Raw genomic sequence first — 14,387 nt, 5'->3', positions numbered from 1 at the left:
GAACTATTTGTTTTTGCACAAGTGGTAGTCCGTTTTCTAATTGTATTAAGGTGAGAATTAATTTCAATTTTTTAATTTTATCTATTATACTTAATATAATGATTAATAAGATTTTAATTTAATGCGAAGGGGATGCTGGGGGGAAGATGTTAAGAAGTTTACGTTTAAAAATTGCGGTAGTGTTTTCAGTTCTTATTTCTATGATGTTCGTAATATTGGGTACAGCTGTGTATCAATTACAAAAAGAAAAGGAAGTGCGTTCCTTAGACGAGTATTCTCAAAATGCGATGGATCTTGTGACAGAGCAACTTACTACATTTGTTCAAAGAACGAATGAAGATATGGGGTATTACGCGAACAGTGAGATGATTCGTAATATACTTCAAGGTGGGGTTACTCCAGAAGAGGAAGCGTTTTTAACGAAAGAGTTTGCGGAGTATAAAAAGAATCATCCTGGTATTTTAGATTTATATATTGGTACGAAAGATAAAAAAACATTAAGTGCCAATCTTGCTGAAGGTGGGCAAGTGCCAGAAGGATACGATCCAACAACAAGACCATGGTATAAAGATTCAGAGGCTGATGTAAAAAAGGTCCATTGGGGACAACCTTCTTATGAAATTGCAACAGGAAAGTTAAGTGTAGGTGTTTCTAAAGCAATTACAGCTCAAGATGGATCTGTATTAGGCGTTGTTGCGATGGATGTATCGCTTGGGACGATTCAGAAGTTGCTTCACAATATTCAATACAATAATGACGGAGAAATGTTTATTATAAATGATAAAAATATGGCTCTTGTTTATCCAGAAAAGATAGGGAAAGATGTTTCTAAAGAGCCACTTATAAAGAGCTTAAATAAAGAGGTAACAAAATATGCGGTCACTACAATAAAAAGTGAAGATGTAGTTGTTTATAGTCAATCATTTGATACGATGAAATGGACGATAGGAATCTTTTATCCGAAAGAAACAATCGATGGGCTATTAAATAGTACGAGAAATACAGTTATTATAATGGCATGTATTAGTTTATTAGTTGGAATCGTAGCTTCCTACTTGTTCTCAAGAAGATTAGCAAGACCACTGCAACTATTAAAGAATCACGTGCAAAAAGTAGCAGAAGGCGATTTAACGCTGCGAATGAAAGTGACAAGTAAAGATGAAGTTGGAGAGTTGACTAAGCACTTTAATGATATGGTTGAACAAATGAATGAAATGGTAAGTAAAATTAAAAACAGCGTATCAACGGTGCAACAATCAACGAATAGTTTACATTACTTAACGAATGAAACAGTAGCGGCTAGTAGAGAAGTTTCAGGAGCAATGGATGATGTGAGTGGAGGAGCCTCTACTCTTGCGAATGGTGTGGATGAAGTTTCAGCTCAGCTCGAGAATATGGCGGAGTCAGTGGAACAAATGAATAGCTCCGTTGGTGAAATAAAAGGAGTGGCTGGCAAAGCGGAAGAGGCATCTAAGCAAGGATTAAATACAATGAGGAATTTAATCCGTACGAGGGGACAATCATCTTCGATTGTTGTTCATACAGAAGAAGCATCGGATAAGTTAGAACAAAGAGTTGGATCGATTCAAAATGTTGTTGAGCTTATAAAAGGCATTTCGGATCAAACAAATTTACTTGCTTTAAATGCATCGATTGAAGCTGCCCGTGCAGGTGAGCAAGGTAAGGGATTTGCGGTTGTTGCTGAAGAGGTTCGGAAATTAGCGGAACAATCAAAAGAGGCAACCGGAGAAATCACAACGATGATTGGTGATGTACAATTAGAAGTAAAAAGGGTTGTAGAAGTTGTAAGTAAATTGAAAGACATTGCAGATGTACAAAATAAAGTGACGACAGAGGCGGAAATGGAGTTCCGCACAATTATGTCAGTTGTAAATACGATTAGTACTTCAGTTGAAAAAATTGTAGAAGAGGTACATAACATAGGTTACGAGCAAGGGGAAATTACAGCGGTAATGCATACAATTGCTGGTACGAGTCAAGAAAGTGCAGCTGTTTCTGAAGAGGTACATGCTGCAACGGAATCACAGGTGAATCATTTAGAAAAGGTAGCTCACACGATGGAAAGTTTGACAGAACATATGAGAGATTTAGAAAGATTAGTCGAGCAGTTTAAAGTGGAAGAGTAACATATTAGTAAAATGATGAGGATTTCGGTAAAATAGACAATGGATATATAAGAAACGATTATAGGAGGAAGACTACTATGGCAATTGTTGATGTATCGATTATTCCAGTAGGAACAGGTAATCCAAGTGTTAGTGAATATGTAGCAGAAGTACAAAAGGTGCTAGAGAAAAATGCGGATCGCGTGAAGTATCAATTAACACCGATGAATACAATTATTGAAGGAGATCTTCCTGTCATTCTAGAAGTAATTCAACAAATGCATGAAGTTCCATATACGAAAGGTGCGCAGCGCGTTGCAACAACTATTCGTATTGATGATCGTCGTGATAAAGTAAGCACAATGGAGAAAAAATTAAACTCTGTTCGATCAAAATTATAAGAAAAAGCAGCGACCTTCGCTGCTTTTTTCATATAGGAGGTAAATAAAATGAGTGAAAAGTTTAACGAGCAGTTTGATGGTTTACTGGAGAAATACACTGAGCTGTTACTTGGAGAGAGCAATGAAGAGAGAAAAGAACAGGTACAGAAGTGGGCACTGTATTCTTACATAGCGAAGACGATGCCAGCTTTAGTAAAGCATTGGAATGAAACTTATCCAGATGCGAAAGAAGAGATGGTACAGTTAATTACAGATATTAAAAGGCTGAATGAAGAGAAGCGAAATGAGCAATAAAAAAACTTGAGGGAAATATAATCGTAAGTTTTCTGTATTAATATCCTTATATAATTTACATGGAATATTAAGGGTTTTATAGGCATGTCGAATATTTTCGACATGCCTATTTTATGCCTATTAAACTCCATTTTTCTAAATGTCGAAAAATATTTCAGGTATATTTATAAGCAGAAATATAGGTTTTTAAATGTTTTTATAGTATTTTATAAATTATCTAAATAATTATTTGTATCCAATAATTTTAAACAATGATATAATTTTGAAGAGGGGTAAAAAACAGATAAATTACAGTCATAGGGGTGAATTACATGGAACAATTAATGCGAAATTCGTTTCTTTTCTTGTCAAAAAATAAAGCGCTAACAAAACTGGCTAAAAAGTACGGTTTACGCTTTGGTGCAGGTCGCTTTGTCGCAGGGGAGACAATTGAATTAGCGACAGCAGCTATTAAACAATTGAACAAGCAAGGACTTTGTGTAACAATCGATTATTTAGGGGAATTCGTTGATAATGAAGCGGAAGCAAATGAAATGGCTAACCAATCGATTGAAGCAATCCGTGCAATTGGAAGAGAAGGTCTTGATTCGCAGCTTTCTTTAAAGATGACTTCTATGGGATTAGATATCTCTGATGAAATCGTAATGAACAATATGCGCCGTATTTTAGAAGCGGCGAAAGAAAATGGTGTGTTCGTTACCATTGATATGGAAGACTATACACGCTGTGGTAAAACAATTGATATCTTTAAACAATTAAAATCTGAATACGATAATATTGGTACTGTTATTCAAGCTTACCTATATCGTACAGAAAAAGATATTGAAGATTTAAATGCTTATAATCCTAATTTACGTCTTGTAAAAGGTGCTTATAAAGAACCTGAAGAAGTGGCATTCCCAGACAAGAAAGATGTAGATGACAATTATAAAAAAATTATTAAAATGCACTTATTAAATGGAAATTATACTGCAATTGCTTCACATGACGAAGCGATTATTGAATATACAAAAAAACTTGCTGAAGAACACAACATTCCAAGGGATCAATTTGAATTCCAAATGTTATATGGTATTCGTAATGAGCGTCAACTTGAGCTAGTAAAAGAAGGCTACAAAATGCGTGTTTACGTACCTTATGGAAACGACTGGTATGGATATTTCATGCGTCGTCTAGCAGAGCGTCCAGCAAACGTTGCGTTCGTATTAAAAGGTATGGTTAAAAAATAACCAAGGAGAAAATACTCCTTGGTTATTTTAATTGCTGAAATGCATAATGTGCCATTTTCTTCGTATCAGGATACAGTTGCTTGCGGGTAGAAGATAATACAACATTAATGACACGTTTACCGTCTTTTTCATCCACTGTTACGACTGTATATTTGCCAAGTGCTGATAGACCGCTTTTACTTCCAATCGCATATGGATCGTCATATAGTTCTTCTCGTCCGTAGTTTGCGATGTTTGGAGAGCGTTCTGAAGTATGTAGAGTTGTACGCGTTGAATTCATATATTCTAAAACAACTGGATACTTTAATGCTTCTTTCGTAATAATAGCAATGTCATATGGCGATACTTTATTTCCAAGTGCATCAGCACCACTTGCGTTCTTGAAAGTCGCATGCTTTGTACCAAGTTCCTTCGCTCTAGCATTCATCATTTTCACAAATTCATTTTTTGATCCTGCGATATGTTCTGCAATTGATTCAGCTATTGGGTCTGCACTAATGATAAGCATAAGTTTTAATGCCTCATCACGCTTTAATTTTTCTCCAGCACGAAGTTTAATTTTCTTGCTTTGACTTTCTGTTTTAATTGCGTTGTCTGTAACTGTAATTTCTTCATCTTCTTTTACATTCTCTAGTAAAAGAAGGGTTGTCATCATTTTGGCTATACTAGCCGGATAAGAGCGTTCGTCTTCGCGTTTCCCATACAAAATTTCACCTGTGTCTGCATCGATTGTAACCCCATATTGCCCAGTAATGTTGGGTTGATCAGCTCTTACAGCTTGTTGTCTTTGTGCATAAGAGAAGAAAATCATCCCTGTAAATAGTGTGGCAATCATTACAATCATAACTATTGTTCGTTTCATTATAATTCCCTCATTTGTTACAAATAAATTGGGCAGAAAAAGCAGCCATTAATCATTATGCCACGTTCTCTGCCCAAAAATATAGCGTTATTTTTCGCCCATATTATGCTTTTTATATTGTTGGTTATTACCTTGACGTCCTTTTTCCACGCCGTGGTTATGCGGACCTGCGTTTCCAGTTACACTAGCTGCACTAATTCCAGCCTTTGAAGGGTTCTTCTTAAGTTTTGCCATATATATTCCTCCAGTTTCGTCAGATTATAAAAAGGGAAAGTGTATTTTAGTGAAGAAAATACATATATAGCATGGCCAAATGAAAGAAAAATATTTATTTCAGAAAATTTTATCAATAAATATATTGCGAAAATTTAAACAGTATCATATATTTATTAGTAGAGGCTCACTCATTGATTGCGACTTATGTCGAAAAATTGAATGAGCATTCATTCAAGAATAGGGGGAGAATTGGATGTTCCAAATTAAAAAGGCTGCTGTTCTAGGTTCAGGCGTAATGGGTTCGGGAATTGCGGCACACTTAGCTAATATTGGTATTCCGACATTATTGCTTGATATTGTACCACCTGCGCTTACGAAAGAAGAAGAAGCGAAGGGACTTACATTAGAACATAAAAGTGTGAGAAATCGTTTTAGTAATACGGCTGTGCAAAAACTATTAAAGCAAAAACCAGCTCCTCTGACAGTGAAAGGAAATCTAGCACTGATTGAAGCAGGTAACTTAGAAGATGATCTTGAGCGTCTAGCTGATGTAGATTGGATTATTGAAGTAGTAGTTGAAAACTTAGATATTAAAAAGAAATTATTTGAAAAAGTAGACGCTGTTCGTAAACCTGGCTCAATTGTAAGCTCGAATACGTCAGGCATTTCAGTTGAAAAAATGGCAGAAGGTCGTTCAGACGACTTCCAGAAACACTTCTTAGGCACACACTTTTTTAACCCACCACGATATTTAAAACTTCTAGAGGTAATACCGACGAAAGAAACAGATCCACAAGTATTAAGCTTCATGAAACTATTTGGCGAAGACGTTCTTGGAAAAGGCGTTGTTATCGCAAAAGATACACCAAACTTTATTGGAAACCGCATCGGTACGTATGGTTTACTTGTTACTCTTCAAGAGATGGTAAAACGCGGCTATAGCATTGGGGAAGTTGATTCTGTAACAGGCCCACTTATTGGTCGTCCGAAGAGCGCAACGTTCCGCACATTAGATGTTGTCGGTTTAGATACATTCGTACACGTTGCGAATAACGTATATGAAAATGTGCAAGAAGAAGAGCGTGATGTATTTAAAGTACCAGCTTTCATGCATGACATGCTTGAGAAAAAATGGCTTGGAAGTAAAACGGGGCAAGGCTTCTTCTTAAAACAAGGAAAAGAAATTTTAGAATTAAATCCTGAAACGATGGAATACGAAGCGCGTAAAAAATTAAAAGCTGCATCCGTAGAGTTAAGTAAACAAGAAAAAGGATTAGCGAATAAATTGAAAGCGCTTGTATACGCGAAAGACCGTGCAGGAGAGTTATTATGGAACATCATTACACCAACTCTTTTATACTCTGCAAAACTTCATAAAGAAATTGCTGACGATATCGTTGCAATTGACCAAGCGATGAAGTGGGGCTTCGGCTGGGAGCAAGGGCCATTTGAAGTGTGGGATGCAATCGGCGTTGAAAAATCTGTTCAAAAGATGGAAGAAAACGGCGTAGTTGTTCCTACTTGGGTGAAAGAAATGTTAGAGAAAGGTTTCACTACTTTCTATAAACATGATAACGGCGATAGCTACTATTACGATAATGGCGAATATAAGCTAATCGAGCGTAATAAAAAAGCAATTTCTCTTAAGCAATTAAAAGCAAAAAATGGTGTCTTAAAGAAAAATAGCGGAGCGAGCTTAATTGATTTAGGCGACGGCATCCTTTGCTTAGAGTTCCATTCGAAGAGCAATGCAATCGGTATGGATATTACGCAAATGATTAACTACGCTGTTGATGAAGTAGAAAAGAATTATAAAGGTCTTGTTATCGGTAACCAATCGAAGAACTTCTGCGTTGGTGCGAACCTAGCAATGATCTTAATGGAAGCACAAGACGACAACTACTTTGAAATTGAGTGGGTTGTGAAAAACTTCCAAGATGCAATGACGAAAATTAAGTACTCTTCTAAGCCAGTTGTAGCAGCACCATATGGTATGACGCTTGGCGGAGGTACAGAAGTTTGCTTACCAGCAGCGAGCATTCAAGCTTCTAGTGAAACGTATATGGGCTTAGTAGAAGTTGGTGTTGGCTTAATCCCTGGCGGAGGCGGTAATAAAGAGCTATACATTAAACACTTAAACAAAATGGCAAACGGTGTAGAGTTTGATCTGCAAAAAGTTGCAAATAAAGTGTTCGAAACAGTCGCAATGGCGAAAGTTTCAACTTCAGGACAAGAAGCAGTTTCTCATAACTTCTTAGGTGATAAAGATAGTATTAGTGTGAATGGTGATCACTTACTATACGATGCGAAACAGAAAGCACTTGCTTTATATGAAGCTGGTTATAAAGCGCCGATCCGTAAAAAGATACCAGTTGTTGGGGAAACAGGATATGCAACTCTTGCACTTGGTGCGGAAGCAATGCATTTATCTGGTTACATTTCAGAGTACGATCTTCACATTGCTAAGAAACTTGCATATGTCATTGCGGGCGGAAAAGTGCCGTACGGAACAGAGGTTGATGAGCAATATTTATTAGATGTAGAACGTGAAGCATTTATTAGCTTAGTAAGTGAGATGAAATCACAAGCAAGAATGCAGCACATGCTTGTAAAAGGAAAGCCATTACGTAACTAATAACGAGGGGAGATATCGTTCATGAGAGAAGCTGTCATTGTTGCGGGAGCAAGAACACCAATTGGAAAAGCAAAGAGGGGTTCATTAAAAACAGTTCGTCCTGACGATCTAGGGGCGTTAGTAGTAAAGGAAACGTTAAAGCGTGCGAATTATGAAGGACCAATCGATGATTTAATTTTCGGTTGTGCGATGCCAGAAGCAGAGCAAGGTTTAAATATGGCTCGTAATATCGGCGGATTAGCAGGACTTTCTTACGATGTTCCAGCTATTACGATTAACCGTTACTGTTCTTCAGGTTTACAAAGTATCGCTTACGGAGCTGAGCGTATTATGCTTGGTCACTCTGAAGCTGTATTATCAGGCGGAGCAGAATCAATGAGTTTAGTTCCAATGATGGGACACGTTGTTCGTCCGAATAGTCGCCTTGTAGAAGCGGCTCCAGAATATTATATGGGTATGGGACATACAGCAGAGCAAGTTGCTGTGAAATATGGAATTTCTCGTGAAGAGCAAGATGCATTTGCAGTAAGAAGTCATCAACGTGCTGCGAAAGCATTAGCTGCAGGAAACTTTGCTGATGAAACAGTACCTGTAGATGTGACGTTACGCTCGGTTGGATCAAACAATAAACTTCAAGAAGAAACAATCACTTTCGCACAAGACGAAGGTGTAAGAGCAGAGACGACACTAGACATTTTAGGGAAATTACGCCCAGCATTTAACGTTCGCGGTTCTGTAACGGCTGGTAACTCTTCACAAATGAGTGATGGTGCAGCATCTGTATTATTAATGGATCGCGAAAAAGCAGTGAGCGATGGCATGAAGCCACTTGCGAAATTCCGTTCATTTGCAGTAGCTGGCGTACCACCAGAAGTAATGGGAATCGGCCCAATCGCTGCAATTCCAAAAGCGTTAAAACTAGCTGGCTTAGAGTTATCTGATATTGGCTTATTCGAACTAAATGAAGCATTTGCTTCTCAATCGATCCAAGTTATTCGTGAACTTGGTTTAGATGAAGAAAAAGTAAACGTAAACGGTGGTGCAATCGCACTTGGACATCCACTTGGCTGTACAGGAGCAAAACTAACACTATCTCTTATTCACGAAATGAAACGTCGCAACGAACAATTCGGTATCGTAACAATGTGTATCGGCGGCGGAATGGGAGCAGCGGGAGTATTTGAATTACTTTAAAAAGTGCAGGTGGCTCGTTTAGAACAGGAGGGCGTTGGAAGCCTTGACGAAGAGGCGCTTTTTGCCTCACAGGAAGGGGTGAAACGACCGACTGTTTTAGCCACTGGAACTGGATTATGAAAAAAAGTGGAAGCGGCTCGTTCAGAATGTGAGGGGGATGGAGCTTCAGACGTAGAGGCGCTCTTTGCCTCGTAGGAAGAAGCGAAGCCACCGAACATTCTAGCCGCTGGAACTGGATTATAAAAAAATGGAAGCAACAAAGGTTTATAAAAAAAGGGAGAGCCAGCTTCTTTCAAAAAGAGAGAAGCGGCTCATGAAAATATGAAGGAGGAAATTTTCATGGAAAAAACAGTAGGAAATGCGGTTAAAGGCGGTAGCTTTTTAGTAGATGAGATTACGATTGATCAAGTGTTTACGCCAGAAGATTTTTCATCTGAGCATAAAATGATTGCTAAAACGACAGAGGACTTTATCGTAAATGAAGTTCTTCCAGAGCTTGAATATTTAGAGCAACATGAGTTTGATCGTTCAGTTCGTCTTTTAAAAGAAGCTGGAGAACTTGGCTTATTAGGCGCTGACGTACCAGAAGAGTACGGCGGAATTGGTCTTGATAAAGTAAGCTCAGCGTTAATCGCAGAGAAATTCTCTCGCGCTGGTGGTTTTGCAATTACTCACGGTGCTCACGTAGGTATCGGATCTTTACCAATCGTATTATTCGGTAACGAAGAGCAAAAGAAAAAGTATTTACCATTACTTGCAACTGGTGAAAAATTAGCTGCATACGCATTAACAGAGCCAGGTTCAGGATCTGATGCATTAGGCGCAAAAACAACTGCACGTTTAAATGCAGAAGGTACACATTATGTATTAAACGGTGAAAAACAATGGATTACAAACTCTGCATTCGCTGACGTATTCGTTGTATATGCAAAAATTGATGGCGAGCACTTCTCAGCATTTATCGTAGAGAAAGACTACGCTGGCGTATCTACAAGCCCAGAAGAAAAGAAAATGGGTATTAAATGTTCTTCAACTCGTACGTTAATTTTAGAAGATGCGTTAGTACCGAAAGAAAACTTACTTGGCGAAATCGGTAAAGGTCATATTATCGCATTCAACATTTTAAATATCGGTCGTTATAAATTAGGTGTTGGTACAGTTGGATCTGCGAAACGTGCAGTAGAAATTTCAGCACAATATGCAAACCAACGTCAACAGTTCAAACAACCAATCGCTCGCTTCCCATTAATTCAAGAGAAACTTGCGAATATGGCAGCAAAAACATATGCAGCTGAAAGCTCTGTATATCGTACAGTAGGTTTATTCGAAAGCCGCATGAGCACATTATCTGAAGAAGAAGTAAAAGACGGTAAAGCAGTAGCAGCTTCTATCGCTGAATATGCAATCGAGTGCTCTTTAAACAAAGTATTTGGTTCTGAAGTATTAGACTATACAGTAGATGAAGGTGTTCAAATTCACGGTGGTTATGGATTTATGGCAGAGTACGAGATTGAAAGAATGTACCGCGATTCTCGTATTAACCGTATTTTCGAAGGAACGAACGAAATTAACCGCCTAATCGTACCAGGTACGTTCTTACGTAAAGCGATGAAAGGTGAATTACCACTTCTTCAAAAAGCACAAAAATTACAAGAAGAGTTAATGATGATGATGCCAGAAGAAGTAGGCGATGAGCCATTAGCACTTCAAAAGTATTTAGTAACTAATGCGAAGAAAATCGGCTTAATGGTAGCTGGATTAGCGGCTCAAAAATATGGTAAAGCATTAGATAAAGAGCAAGAAATTCTTGTAAATATCGCTGACATCGTAAGCAATCTATACGCAATGGAATCAGCTGTTCTTCGTACAGAAAAAGCGATCAAAACAACTGGTCTTGAAAAGAATAAACAAAAAGTGTTATACACTGAAGTATTCTGCCAAGAAGCATTCAACGAAATCGAAGCAGATGCGAAAGAAACACTTATCGCAGTTGAAAACGGCGACATGCTGCGCATGATGTTATCATCATTACGTAAATTAACTCGTCACACACCACTTAACGTAATTCCGAAGAAACGTGAAATCGCTGCGAAAATTTTAGAAGATGAGCGTTACACAGTTTAATATCTTTAAAGAACAGTAGTCGTTTATACGGCTACTGTTCTTTTTTTTGAAAAAAAGAAATTTTTTAGTGACATAAAACTAATACCATTAGTATAATAAAACTAATGGTATTAGTTTTCGTGAAAAGGGAGATGGGACTATGAGGATGATACATGAAAAAACGTTATATCAATTGTCATTTTTGCCAAGAGCGTTTCCTGTAAATTGTTACTTTGTAGAGGAAGAAGATGGTTTAACTTTAATTGATGCGGCTTTGCCATATAGCGCAAAAGGTATTTTACAGGCGGCTGAGAAAATAGGAAAACCAATTACTAAAATTGTATTAACACATGCGCATGATGATCACATCGGTGCATTAGACGCATTAAAGGAAGTACTTCCTCATGTTCCAGTCTATATTTCTAAGCGGGACGCAAAGCTGTTAGAAGGAGATACGACGTTACAAAAGGATGAACCGAATATACCGATAAAAGGCGGTGTACCTAAAAAAGTAAAAACGGTACCTGATGTTTTATTAGAAGATGGCGACCGAGTTGGCTCGCTTCTTGCAATTATGACACCGGGACATACACCAGGATCCATGTCGTTTCTTGATGTACGGAATAAAGCTCTTATTGTTGGGGATGCATTCCAAACAAGAGGAGGTATGGCTGTTTCGGGACAAATGAAATTTTGGTTTCCGTTTCCTGCGATGGCAACGTGGAGCAAAGAAATATCATTACAAAGTGCAGAGAAGTTAAGCGAATATGAGCCTTCCTTACTTGCGGCAGGGCATGGGGAAATGATAAAGAATCCAGGGACTGTCATAGAGCTTGCTATTAAGGAAGCGAAACGGAATATAGAAAGTAAGAAAGAGGGTTAATTTATGTCACCGAGAATCGGACTTACATTACAGAAAATTTTAGAAACAGCTGCAGAAATTGCAGATACAAATGGAATACAAGAAGTAACGTTAGCTTCATTAGCGCAAAGGTTAGGGATACGTTCGCCCTCACTATATAATCATGTAAAAGGGTTACAAGATGTACGGAAAAATCTTGGTATTTACGGAATCAAACAGCTGTATAACAGACTGGAAGAAGCGGCCGAGGATAAACGTATGGATGAAGCAATTCATGCATTAGGAGAAGCGTATGTAGCATTTGTCCGAAAACATCCTGGACTATATGAAGCAACTTTTTTACGAGATGAAGAAGTAAGAAAAGCAGGTGACGGAATTGTAAAGCTTTGTCTTCAAGTATTACAACAGTATGGCTTAGAAGGAGAGAATGCACTTCATGCGACACGCGGATTCAGAAGTATTTGTCATGGATTTGCTTCGATTGAACAGCAAGGCGGATTTGGTTTGCCGTTAGATCTAGATATAAGTTTACATGTATTATTGGAAACGTTTATTAAAGGGTTACGTGAATAAGAAGCAAGGTAAACAAAAACCTTAGAAGTGATTCTAAGGTTTTTTAGTGCATATGATTCGAAAAGAATGGTAGGCTTTTTCTTATGAAATGATATTATTTTGCAGGTTTGAAAAATGTATATATCGCTAAGAAAAAGCAAACGAAACTGAATACGATGGGGTCTTGATATGGACTAGGCTCAGAGCCCTTCTGGATTTCTGTAAGGAAGTCATGTGTTTTCATGTTTATTGCTCCTTTAACTAATAAGTTTTATATGATGCGAGGATTATGGTGGATAGGAAGTGTTTTTTGAAATTTCATATAATAATTATTGCATAGCCATCCTATCCCTAAAACTATAAAATATAAAGTTTTCATAATATGTAAAATTGCATATTATTCTTTTTGTAAATTTTGTTATATTATCCCTATATTAGAATTCAAGGATTTTAATAAGGTAAATGAGAATAACTGGAGGGATATTGTGAGTAAAACAGTGTTAGAAGCGTATAGTGTGGAAAGAAAAATCGAGAATATAACATATAAAAATCTATTTGTAATGATAGCAATGATTATAGGGATTTCACTCCTAGGAGGATTATTTCTTGGTTTAGCCTTTGAGATTTATGGAGAAGAAGCATTAAGTACTAAATTAGAAGGATATTATTTACTCTTATTCGATGCAATTGTTGTTGCTATCGTTTTATTAGCCTATAAACCGGTTTTTCATTTTATTAAATCTATTTGGGATGTATCCGTTTTGAAGAGTGGAAAGACATATTTATATCTATTAATTGGTTTTATTATCATTGCAGTATCACAATATTTAATGTTACATGTGTTTAGTTTTGAAAGTGCAGCGGAACAAAAGGAACAATTAGGGAGTTTAAGGCTTCAAAATAGCATACAAAGTATTATATATGTGTTAAGTGTTGCTATCATTACACCGATTAAAGAAGAAATTCTATTTCGAGGTATTTTATATCGATTTTTAGAAAAGAGATATAATTTTTTAGTTAGTATCATTATTTCTTCCTTCATTTTTGGAATTCTTCATGGAGGTCTTCTAATTACAGCAACGATTATGGGAATGGTATTTGCAATGTTATACAAAAAGACGCAATCTATTATACCTAGTATTATTTTACACATTGTATGGAACTTACTTGTGAGTATAAGTATGATTGTATCTCTATAAAAATAAATACATAACCAGTATAAAAGATGAATGGCTTAGCTATTCATCTTTTATTTTGTATGCACGTGAAAAAGTTAATTCATGTATACAATCAAAAAATAGCTAAATACTAACAGTGAACGAATAAAGAAAGGTAGGAGTATTCCATGCAAAATTTAACAGAGCTTGAAGTAGAAAACTTACGTCATTTAATTGGTGGACACGCAACAATTATTAACAAGTTGGAGCAGTATGCAGAAACGTGTACAGATCCACAATTGAAACAAATGTTACAAAAGGATGCGCAAGATGCACGAAATACGAAACAGCAATTAATGACTTTCCTAGGATAGGAGGAAGCGGAACATGAATGAAAAAGATATGGTAAATGATTATTTAGCAGGATTAAATGCAAGTTTAACAAGCTATGCAAATTATATTGCTCAGTCTGATAATGAGCAGTTACATCAAACGTTAATTCAAATTCGTAATCAAGATGAGATGCGCCAACGTAATATGTATGAGTACGCAAAGCAAAAAAGTTATTACAAACCGGCAGCACCTGCGAATCCAATGATTGTGCAGCAATTAAAAAGTCAATTAAGTGCGGAATAACAGGAAAAAGAAGACGAGCGAATTTATTCGCTCGTCTTCTTTTTTTATATGTCAATAAATACATAATAAATATTTTTCCAATTGTAACAAATATGACGAAAATGGAATATAACAATTCGC

The 14,387-nt window shown here is 37.0% G+C and carries 14 protein-coding genes; 12 read left to right on the top strand and 2 right to left on the bottom strand.

The window, feature by feature from the left end; genetic code table 11:
- Nucleotides 1-146 precede the first annotated feature (146 nt).
- From AC22L0_RS21240 to AC22L0_RS21225, 4 genes are all read left to right on the top strand, one after another.
- Nucleotides 147-2,147 (top strand): methyl-accepting chemotaxis protein, encoded by a 2,001-nt coding sequence (locus tag AC22L0_RS21240; protein ID WP_087965470.1) that lies wholly within the window; start codon nucleotides 147-149, stop codon nucleotides 2,145-2,147.
- Between the two features lie 77 nt (nucleotides 2,148-2,224).
- A complete protein-coding gene (locus AC22L0_RS21235; protein ID WP_001018860.1) occupies nucleotides 2,225-2,527 on the top strand; it encodes an MTH1187 family thiamine-binding protein in 303 nt (100 codons plus the stop codon).
- Between the two features lie 48 nt (nucleotides 2,528-2,575).
- Nucleotides 2,576-2,821: a YusU family protein gene (locus AC22L0_RS21230; RefSeq protein ID WP_001290594.1), complete on the top strand. Its 246-nt coding sequence runs from the start codon at nucleotides 2,576-2,578 to the stop codon at nucleotides 2,819-2,821.
- 311 nt (nucleotides 2,822-3,132) lie between these two features.
- Nucleotides 3,133-4,050: a proline dehydrogenase family protein gene (locus tag AC22L0_RS21225; protein WP_000436772.1), complete on the top strand. Its 918-nt coding sequence runs from the start codon at nucleotides 3,133-3,135 to the stop codon at nucleotides 4,048-4,050.
- A gap of 22 nt (nucleotides 4,051-4,072) precedes the next feature.
- Here AC22L0_RS21225 and AC22L0_RS21220 read toward each other — a convergent pair whose 3' ends face one another.
- Both AC22L0_RS21220 and AC22L0_RS21215 read right to left on the bottom strand, forming a co-directional pair.
- On the bottom strand, nucleotides 4,073-4,912 hold the full coding sequence (locus AC22L0_RS21220) for a D-alanyl-D-alanine carboxypeptidase family protein (RefSeq protein WP_087965471.1): 840 nt from the start codon (nucleotides 4,910-4,912) through the stop codon (nucleotides 4,073-4,075).
- 87 nt (nucleotides 4,913-4,999) lie between these two features.
- Entirely contained in the window at nucleotides 5,000-5,146 is a 147-nt protein-coding gene (locus AC22L0_RS21215) for a YuzL family protein (RefSeq protein ID WP_001096344.1), read from the bottom strand.
- Nucleotides 5,147-5,381: 235 nt separating this feature from the next.
- Here AC22L0_RS21215 and AC22L0_RS21210 point away from each other — a divergent pair, with 235 nt between their 5' ends.
- The 8 genes from AC22L0_RS21210 (at nucleotide 5,382) to AC22L0_RS21175 (ending at nucleotide 14,267) form a co-directional block, all read left to right on the top strand.
- Nucleotides 5,382-7,763 carry a 3-hydroxyacyl-CoA dehydrogenase/enoyl-CoA hydratase family protein gene (locus AC22L0_RS21210; protein WP_087965472.1) on the top strand — a complete coding sequence of 794 codons (2,382 nt, stop codon included), beginning with the start codon at nucleotides 5,382-5,384 and terminating at the stop codon, nucleotides 7,761-7,763.
- A gap of 21 nt (nucleotides 7,764-7,784) precedes the next feature.
- Nucleotides 7,785-8,957: an acetyl-CoA C-acetyltransferase gene (locus tag AC22L0_RS21205; RefSeq protein ID WP_001206324.1), complete on the top strand. Its 1,173-nt coding sequence runs from the start codon at nucleotides 7,785-7,787 to the stop codon at nucleotides 8,955-8,957.
- A 339-nt stretch (nucleotides 8,958-9,296) separates the two neighbouring features.
- Nucleotides 9,297-11,081 (top strand): acyl-CoA dehydrogenase family protein, encoded by a 1,785-nt coding sequence (locus AC22L0_RS21200; protein ID WP_000416291.1) that lies wholly within the window; start codon nucleotides 9,297-9,299, stop codon nucleotides 11,079-11,081.
- Between the two features lie 139 nt (nucleotides 11,082-11,220).
- Nucleotides 11,221-11,943 (top strand): MBL fold metallo-hydrolase, encoded by a 723-nt coding sequence (locus tag AC22L0_RS21195; RefSeq protein WP_001242324.1) that lies wholly within the window; start codon nucleotides 11,221-11,223, stop codon nucleotides 11,941-11,943.
- A gap of 3 nt (nucleotides 11,944-11,946) precedes the next feature.
- Nucleotides 11,947-12,495: a TetR/AcrR family transcriptional regulator gene (locus tag AC22L0_RS21190; RefSeq protein WP_087965474.1), complete on the top strand. Its 549-nt coding sequence runs from the start codon at nucleotides 11,947-11,949 to the stop codon at nucleotides 12,493-12,495.
- Between the two features lie 464 nt (nucleotides 12,496-12,959).
- Complete coding sequence (locus tag AC22L0_RS21185) at nucleotides 12,960-13,673, top strand: CPBP family intramembrane glutamic endopeptidase (RefSeq protein WP_087965476.1); 714 nt, start codon at nucleotides 12,960-12,962, stop codon at nucleotides 13,671-13,673.
- A gap of 146 nt (nucleotides 13,674-13,819) precedes the next feature.
- A complete protein-coding gene (locus AC22L0_RS21180) occupies nucleotides 13,820-14,005 on the top strand; it encodes a hypothetical protein (protein ID WP_001180551.1) in 186 nt (61 codons plus the stop codon).
- Nucleotides 14,006-14,018: 13 nt separating this feature from the next.
- Complete coding sequence (locus tag AC22L0_RS21175) at nucleotides 14,019-14,267, top strand: spore coat protein (protein WP_001002987.1); 249 nt, start codon at nucleotides 14,019-14,021, stop codon at nucleotides 14,265-14,267.
- Nucleotides 14,268-14,387: the final 120 nt, after the last annotated feature.

The organism is Bacillus sp. LQ01 (genome assembly GCF_057624735.1).
This window is presented reverse-complemented; position numbering and strand designations above follow the sequence as displayed.

Excerpts from the sequence above, each read along its gene's own strand:
- AC22L0_RS21240 (WP_087965470.1), top strand. The coding sequence starts at position 147 with ATGTTAAGAAGTTTACGTTTAAAAATTGCGGTAGTGTTTTCAGTTCTT.
- AC22L0_RS21235 (WP_001018860.1), top strand. The coding sequence starts at position 2,225 with ATGGCAATTGTTGATGTATCGATTATTCCAGTAGGAACAGGTAATCCA.
- AC22L0_RS21230 (WP_001290594.1), top strand. The coding sequence starts at position 2,576 with ATGAGTGAAAAGTTTAACGAGCAGTTTGATGGTTTACTGGAGAAATAC.
- AC22L0_RS21225 (WP_000436772.1), top strand. The coding sequence starts at position 3,133 with ATGGAACAATTAATGCGAAATTCGTTTCTTTTCTTGTCAAAAAATAAA.
- AC22L0_RS21220 (WP_087965471.1), bottom strand. The coding sequence starts at position 4,912 with ATGAAACGAACAATAGTTATGATTGTAATGATTGCCACACTATTTACA.
- AC22L0_RS21215 (WP_001096344.1), bottom strand. The coding sequence starts at position 5,146 with ATGGCAAAACTTAAGAAGAACCCTTCAAAGGCTGGAATTAGTGCAGCT.
- AC22L0_RS21210 (WP_087965472.1), top strand. The coding sequence starts at position 5,382 with ATGTTCCAAATTAAAAAGGCTGCTGTTCTAGGTTCAGGCGTAATGGGT.
- AC22L0_RS21205 (WP_001206324.1), top strand. The coding sequence starts at position 7,785 with ATGAGAGAAGCTGTCATTGTTGCGGGAGCAAGAACACCAATTGGAAAA.
- AC22L0_RS21200 (WP_000416291.1), top strand. The coding sequence starts at position 9,297 with ATGGAAAAAACAGTAGGAAATGCGGTTAAAGGCGGTAGCTTTTTAGTA.
- AC22L0_RS21195 (WP_001242324.1), top strand. The coding sequence starts at position 11,221 with ATGAGGATGATACATGAAAAAACGTTATATCAATTGTCATTTTTGCCA.
- AC22L0_RS21190 (WP_087965474.1), top strand. The coding sequence starts at position 11,947 with ATGTCACCGAGAATCGGACTTACATTACAGAAAATTTTAGAAACAGCT.
- AC22L0_RS21180 (WP_001180551.1), top strand. The coding sequence starts at position 13,820 with ATGCAAAATTTAACAGAGCTTGAAGTAGAAAACTTACGTCATTTAATT.
- AC22L0_RS21175 (WP_001002987.1), top strand. The coding sequence starts at position 14,019 with ATGAATGAAAAAGATATGGTAAATGATTATTTAGCAGGATTAAATGCA.